This is a genomic window from Thalassobacter sp., from assembly GCF_982993085.1.
This window is the reverse complement of record NZ_CEZFMW010000151.1, coordinates 1-6513: the sequence shown is the minus strand read 5'-3', so window position 1 is coordinate 6513 and position 6513 is coordinate 1. Positions and strand designations below refer to the sequence as shown.

Here is a 6513-nt window from a genome sequence, read left to right as displayed (position 1 = left end):
ATGAAGGCCGAACCGTCGATGAGGTGCAGGTGGCACCCTTTTCCGAATTGCGTGTCTGACATGATAATCCCCTGTTCGCCGTGCGCTTGGTTCTAGCGCAGGGGGCGATGGATGGCGAGGCTCTGTGGACACCGATTGAGGGAAACTCAGCGCCCCTCAGCGCGAGCGCGCATAGGTCCGCCTAGTCGGCGAACCCGTGTTCCTCAGCCGGAAAGCTGCGTGCCCGGACGTCTTGGGCATAGGCCTCGACGGCTGCTTCGGCTTGCGTGCCTAAATCAGCGTAGCGTTTGACGAACTTTGGCTTAAATGTAGTGAACAGCCCCAGCATGTCATCGACCACAAGAACCTGACCGTCACAATGCGCCGAGGCCCCGATGCCGATCGTCGGTATAGGCAGGGCTTGGGTGATTTTTGTGGCCAGTCCGGTCGGTACTTTTTCCAAGACAACAGCGAAGGCGCCTGCGTCGCTAACGGCTTGGGCATCGGCCATCAACATGGGGGCCGCGTCGCCCCGGCCCTGTACCTTGTACCCGCCAAGTGTATGGATCGCCTGCGGGGTTAGGCCCACGTGGGCCATCACGGGGATGCCGCGTTCGACCAAAAATGCGATGGTTTCGGCCATATGCACGCCGCCCTCAAGCTTGACTGCGCCCGCGCCAGTTTCCGCCATCAGGCGGGCGGCTGCGGCAAACGCCACCTGTGGGCTGGCTTCATAGCTGCCAAAGGGCATGTCCACGACCATGAGGGCGCGGTTCAACCCGCGGCGCACGGCTTGGCCATGCAGGATCATCATCTCAAGCGTGACTTGCAGGGTTGAGGGCAAGCCGTGCAGTACCATGCCGACACTGTCACCGACGAGCACAAAATCGCAATGTGCATCCATCAGTTGCGCCATTGGTGTGGTGTACGCCGTCAAGCTGACAATCGGCGTGCCACCCTTCATATCTTTGATATCGCTTGGTGTTATGGCTCGCGACTGGCCTGTCGTGCTCATCCTAGGTCAGTGCGCCGCGGCGCCTTCGGCATCATCCGCAAGCATGAATTTTTTGTCACAATAGGGGCACTCGACAAAGCCCTTTGTGCTGTCCACGGTCAGCCACACGCGTGGGTGACCAAGGGCACCGCCGCCGCCATCACAGGCCACGCGGGAAGAGGTCACGATCTCTGTCTCAGGGGCATCAATGCTCATGGGTTGGCTCCAGACGATTCAAGGGGTAGGGGGGGTTATGCGGTAAACAGCCCCTTGTGGGCAAGGGGAATGGTGAGGGACGCCCAAATGGCAGCAGCGATCAAAATCGAAGGATTGCGCAAAACCTATGCTGGGCAGGGTGCGAGCGCACCGAAAGAGGCGCTAAAGGGCGTCGATCTGGAGATCCCTCAGGGTAGCATTTTTGGCCTGCTCGGGCCAAACGGCGCCGGCAAATCCACGATGATCAACATTCTGGCTGGGTTGGTGACGAAAACATCTGGGCGCGTGAACATCTGGGGCTTTGATCAAGATGTGAACCCACGCCAAAGCCGGGCGGCTATTGGTGTGATGCCGCAGGAACTGAACCTTGATCCCTTTTTCACGCCGCGCGCAGCCCTTGAGGTGCAGGCCGGCTTATATGGTGTGCCCAAGTCGGATCGCCGCAGCGATGAAATTCTTGAACTCGTCGGGCTGTCGGACAAGGCTGAGGCCTATGCGCGTACGTTATCGGGCGGTATGCGACGGCGACTGTTGTTGGCCAAAGCGCTTGTGCACCACCCGCAAATCCTCGTGTTGGATGAACCTACAGCGGGCGTGGACATTGAGCTGCGACAAATGCTGTGGCGCAACGTCCGCAAGCTGAACGAGGAGCGGGGGATGACGATCATCCTGACCACGCATTACCTCGAAGAGGCGCAAGAAATGTGTGATGAGATCGCGATTATAAATCATGGCGAAGTGGTCGTGCGTGATCGGACTGAGGTGTTGTTGGATCGGCTAGACGCCAAAACCCTCGTGATCGTGCCAGAGGCGGAAGTTGGTGAGGTATCGCTGCCAAAGGGCGTCGAAATGGCGCGCAGGCCCCATGGGGAGCTGGCGTTTTCTTATGCCCGGTCCAATACCAGCGCCGAGGCGGTGTTGCAGGCAGTCCATGCTGCGGGGATCTCGATCCGGGATGTGCGGACCGAGGAGGCAGACCTTGAGGATGTGTTTGTTTCGCTTACGTCTTCAAAGGCGTGAACCGCGGCCCGCAACGGTTGGACTAGGCGCGTCGTCGAACTACGCCCGCCGCAATACCCGCGCCAAGCGTGATCAGCATGCAGGCTCCCGCCAATGACCACGTGGCCGCAGCCTGCCCTGCAACCACCAAGACAATGGTAGATAAGAGTGGGGCGGCGTAGCTGGCTGCGCCCAAAACTTGGATATCGCCCCGCTTGACGCCGACATCCCATAGAAAGAACGCAAACCCCACCGGTCCAAGGCCTAGCCCGATAATGGCGGCCCATTGGACAGCGTTTGTGGGCCAAACGGTTGTCTCAATCATCAGGTGCGCCCCAGTGGCGAGGACTGCCGTCACAAGGCAAAAGCCGGTGACTGCTTCGGTCGGGACATGGGAAATCGTGCGCGACAGAACCGAATAGCTGGACCATATAAACGCGGCCAAGAGTGCGAGGGCATATCCACTGGTGTAGGTTGGATCAAAGGCCAAGGCCTCACCGCGGGTGACCAACAAAGCCGCCCCGCAAAAACCGCAGGCCGCCCCGATCACGTGGCGAGGCAACAACCGCTCGCCCGGTGCAAGCGCCGAAAGCACCACAATCAAGAGCGGCCACAGGTAGGCGATCAAGCTTGCCTCGACCGCTGGCGCGGCGCGGAGGGCAGAAAAATAGACAAAATGATATCCAAATAAACCACCCACGCCGATAGCCCAAACGTGGGGCGGTTGGCGCAACGCGCCAAAGGATCGCCCAGTAGAAAGCATGACGATGGCGCCCGACATACCGCCTATCGCAAAGCTTAAGCCTGCCAATTGTAAGGGCGGAACTGCGCCACTGGCCGCCGTGAACAACGCCAGAAGCGCCCACAAAAGGACGGCTCCAAATCCGACAAAGGTGGCGCGCGCTGGGCTCATGCCTTGGCGTAGCGCCAAGCTTTCGTCGCGTCCATATCGCACACGCAGAAAATGCGCGCTGGCTTTTTGGGCTGACCTGCGCTAAGGCGCGCGCACCTACTCTCCTCCAAAGGCTGTTCCCATGGATATTCGCAATATTGCGATCATCGCACACGTTGACCACGGCAAGACGACGCTCGTTGACGAGCTTCTCAAACAATCCGGTACTTACCGGGAAAATCAGGCGACGACCGAGCGCGCGATGGACAGCAATGACCTAGAACGCGAACGCGGCATCACCATCTTGGCGAAAGCGACAAGTGTTGAATGGGGCGAAACCCGGATCAACATCGTTGATACGCCCGGCCACGCCGATTTTGGCGGTGAAGTAGAGCGTATCCTGAGCATGGTTGACGGCGTGGTTCTGCTGGTTGACGCCGCTGAAGGCCCAATGCCTCAGACAAAATTTGTGACCTCCAAAGCGCTCGCGCTGGGTCTGCGCCCTATTGTTGTGCTTAACAAAGTGGACAAGCCCGACGCAGAGCCTGACCGCGCACTGGATGAGTGTTTCGATCTGTTCGCCAACCTTGGCGCAGATGACAAGCAACTTGATTTCCCGCACATGTACGCCTCTGGCCGGTCCGGTTGGGCCGATCTGGAGTTGGACGGGCCGCGCAAAGATCTGACCGCGCTGTTCGACTTGATCGTTAAGCACGTACCAAAGCCCGCACAGCTTGCGGCAGCAAATGAGCCTTTCCGCATGTTGGCCACCACGCTTGGCGCGGACCCTTTCATTGGTCGGACGCTGACGGGCCGGGTTGAGGCCGGGACATTGAAAGCTGGTACGACCTTGCAGGCGCTAAGCCGCGAGGGCGACAAGATTGAAAACTTCCGCGTGACTAAAATCCTTGCGTTCCGTGGTTTGGGCCAACAGCCTATCGATGAAGCGGTTGCCGGTGATATCGTCACACTTGCTGGTATGGCCAAGGCCACCGTAGCGGACACGCTGTGCGATCCAAGCGTGAGCACGCCGATCGACGCGCAACCGATTGACCCGCCAACCATCACCGTGACCTTCGGGATCAATGACAGCCCGCTCGCGGGTCGTGATGGTAAAAAGGTGCAGTCGCGCGTTATTCGCGACCGCCTGATGAAGGAAGCCGAGACCAACGTCGCCATTCAGATCACCGACACCCCCGGTGGTGAGGCCTTTGAGGTCGCTGGCCGTGGCGAATTGCAGATGGGTGTTTTGATTGAGAACATGCGTCGCGAGGGCTTTGAGCTGTCGATTTCACGTCCGCAGGTATTGTTCCGTGAGGAGGATGGCCAGAAATTGGAGCCTATTGAGGAAGTCACCATCGATGTGGATGATGAGTACTCTGGCGCTGTGATCGAAAAGATCACAGGGACCCGCAAGGGCGAACTGGTTGAAATGAAACAAGCCGGTGCTGGCAAAACGCGGATCATCGCGCATGTGCCGTCGCGTGGTTTGATCGGTTATCACGGCGAATTCCTGACGGACACGCGTGGTACTGGTGTATTGAACCGGGTTTTCCATGAATGGTCGCCGTTTAAAGGCGCGATCCCTGGCCGCCGTCAGGGTGTTCTGATCTCGATGGAAGATGGCGTTTCGGTTGCTTATGCGATCTTTAACCTTGAGGACCGTGGCAAGTTCTTCATCGGCGCGCAGGAACAGGTTTACCAAGGCATGGTCATTGGCGAGCACAGCCGTGACAATGACCTTGAGGTGAACCCGCTGAAGGGTAAAAAGCTGACCAACGTGCGGGCTTCCGGTACGGATGAAGCGGTGCGTTTGACAACGCCCGTCAAGATGTCGCTCGAAGAGGCGATTGCCTACATCGACAACGATGAGCTGGTCGAAGTTACGCCAAACGCGATCCGGTTGCGTAAGCGCTATTTGGACCCGCATGAGCGTAAGCGTCAGTCCCGCGTAGCCAGCTAAGGTTACATGGATATTTAAGAACCAAAGAGGGGCGCGTTTGTGCCCTTCTTTTTTTGTTTGGAGCGCCCTTATGACGACACTTGTTCTGTTGGATTATGCATCTGTGATTGTGTTTGCCGTGACGGGCGCGCTTGTGGCATCGCGGGCGCAATTGGATGTTGTGGGCTTTGGCTTTGTGGCCTGTCTGACGGCGGTGGGCGGCGGGACAGTGCGCGATGTCGTGTTGGACCGAAACCCCGTTTTTTGGTTGGCCGACCCGCTAAATATCGCTGCCGCGCTTTTGGCGGCAGTGGTGATTTTTTTCACGGCACACTGGGTGGAAAGTCGCCTGAAGGCGGTGATTTGGTTGGATGCTGTTGCCTTATCCGTGGCTGTTGCTGCGGGCGTGTTGGCGGCGCGTTCGGTGGATCAACCTGCCGCAATCCAAGTGATTATGGGCGTTATGACCGGCTGTTTGGGCGGGCTAATGCGCGATGTTGTCTGCAACGAGGTGCCTTTGGTCCTGAAGCAGGGAGAGTTGTATGTCACCGCAGCACTCGCTGGCGCATTGGGTGCTTTGGTTGGCCTGTGGTTGAGCCCCGCGTCCCCTTGGGCGGCCATCGCGATGTGTGCGGCTCTGACGTTTGGGTTGCGTGCGGGATCTATTCTGTTTGGCTGGCGGTTGCCGGTTTATCGGGGGCGCCCGCCCCGGATATAGGGTCAGCCGCCAGAAGAAGGTGCCATAATGGGGGCGCCATCCGCTTCGGCACGTGGTTCACGCGGGGGGCGGCCAATTACATCACGCAATTCATCAAGCTCGATAAAGTTGTCAGCCTGACGGCGGAGTTCGTCCGAGATCATCGGAGGCTGTGAGCGGATGGTAGAGACCACAGAAACACGCACGCCCTTACGCTGCACGGCCTCAACGAGTGGGCGGAAGTCACCGTCTCCGGAAAACAGTACAATATGATCAACGTGGTCGGCGGTTTCCATCGCATCGACTGTCAGCTCAATATCCATGTTGCCTTTGACTTTGCGGCGACCTTGGCTGTCGACGTATTCTTTGGCGGATTTTGTGACCATGGTGAAGCCGTTGTAATGCAGCCAATCCACAAGCGGACGAATTGGGGAATAGTCGTCGTTTTCTAGAAGAGCGGTGTAGTAAAAAGCGCGAAGCATCTTGCCTCGGCGCATGAATTCTTGGCGCAAGAGCCGGTAATCGATATCGAATGAAAGGGCTTTGGCCGCTGCGTAAAGATTAGAACCGTCAATAAAGAGCGCAAGTCGCTCGTCTCGGTAAAACATCCCGAATGTCCTTTAAAAATAATTTTGTCCCGCCTAAAGCGACAGGCCTTGTCGGTAAATGTGAGCAACCCACACAAGGCAGTATGACATAAAACATAAATCAAAACCTTAACGGCACAAGTGATACACAAGGAGATCGTCGCACAATGCTTCTGTTTGCGCTTGGAGGAAATTCGGACTTCGGCG

Annotated in this window: 7 protein-coding genes; 3 read left to right on the top strand and 4 right to left on the bottom strand. The window is 57.8% G+C overall.

Annotation, left to right across the window (positions count from 1 at the left end):
* Nucleotides 1-181: 181 nt before the first annotated feature.
* On the bottom strand, nt 182-994 hold the full coding sequence (gene panB, locus AC4GMC_RS16620) for a 3-methyl-2-oxobutanoate hydroxymethyltransferase (protein ID WP_487878594.1): 813 nt from the start codon (nt 992-994) through the stop codon (nt 182-184).
* Nucleotides 995-1000: 6 nt separating this feature from the next.
* The gene (locus tag AC4GMC_RS16615; RefSeq protein WP_487878593.1) at nt 1001-1189 is read right to left on the bottom strand and encodes a zinc-finger domain-containing protein; all 189 of its coding nucleotides are present in this window, start codon (nt 1187-1189) and stop codon (nt 1001-1003) included.
* A gap of 87 nt (nt 1190-1276) precedes the next feature.
* On the opposite strand from AC4GMC_RS16615, the gene AC4GMC_RS16610 reads away from it, so the two are divergent.
* Nucleotides 1277-2209, top strand: coding sequence for an ABC transporter ATP-binding protein (locus AC4GMC_RS16610; RefSeq protein ID WP_487878592.1), 933 nt, complete (start codon nt 1277-1279; stop codon nt 2207-2209).
* A 22-nt stretch (nt 2210-2231) separates the two neighbouring features.
* Here AC4GMC_RS16610 and yddG read toward each other — a convergent pair whose 3' ends face one another.
* Nucleotides 2232-3101: an aromatic amino acid exporter YddG gene (gene yddG / locus AC4GMC_RS16605; protein ID WP_487878591.1), complete on the bottom strand. Its 870-nt coding sequence runs from the start codon at nt 3099-3101 to the stop codon at nt 2232-2234.
* Between the two features lie 121 nt (nt 3102-3222).
* Between yddG and typA the strand changes: the two genes are divergently transcribed.
* Both typA and AC4GMC_RS16595 read left to right on the top strand, forming a co-directional pair.
* The gene (gene typA / locus AC4GMC_RS16600; protein WP_487878972.1) at nt 3223-5043 is read left to right on the top strand and encodes a translational GTPase TypA; all 1821 of its coding nucleotides are present in this window, start codon (nt 3223-3225) and stop codon (nt 5041-5043) included.
* Nucleotides 5044-5113: 70 nt separating this feature from the next.
* Nucleotides 5114-5740, top strand: a complete 627-nt coding sequence (locus AC4GMC_RS16595; protein WP_487878024.1) for a trimeric intracellular cation channel family protein — start codon at nt 5114-5116, stop codon at nt 5738-5740.
* Between the two features lie 2 nt (nt 5741-5742).
* Here the strand turns inward: AC4GMC_RS16595 and AC4GMC_RS16590 are convergent, their stop codons facing one another.
* Nucleotides 5743-6327 carry a LabA-like NYN domain-containing protein gene (locus tag AC4GMC_RS16590; protein WP_487878025.1) on the bottom strand — a complete coding sequence of 195 codons (585 nt, stop codon included), beginning with the start codon at nt 6325-6327 and terminating at the stop codon, nt 5743-5745.
* Between the last annotated feature and the right edge of the window lie 186 nt (nt 6328-6513).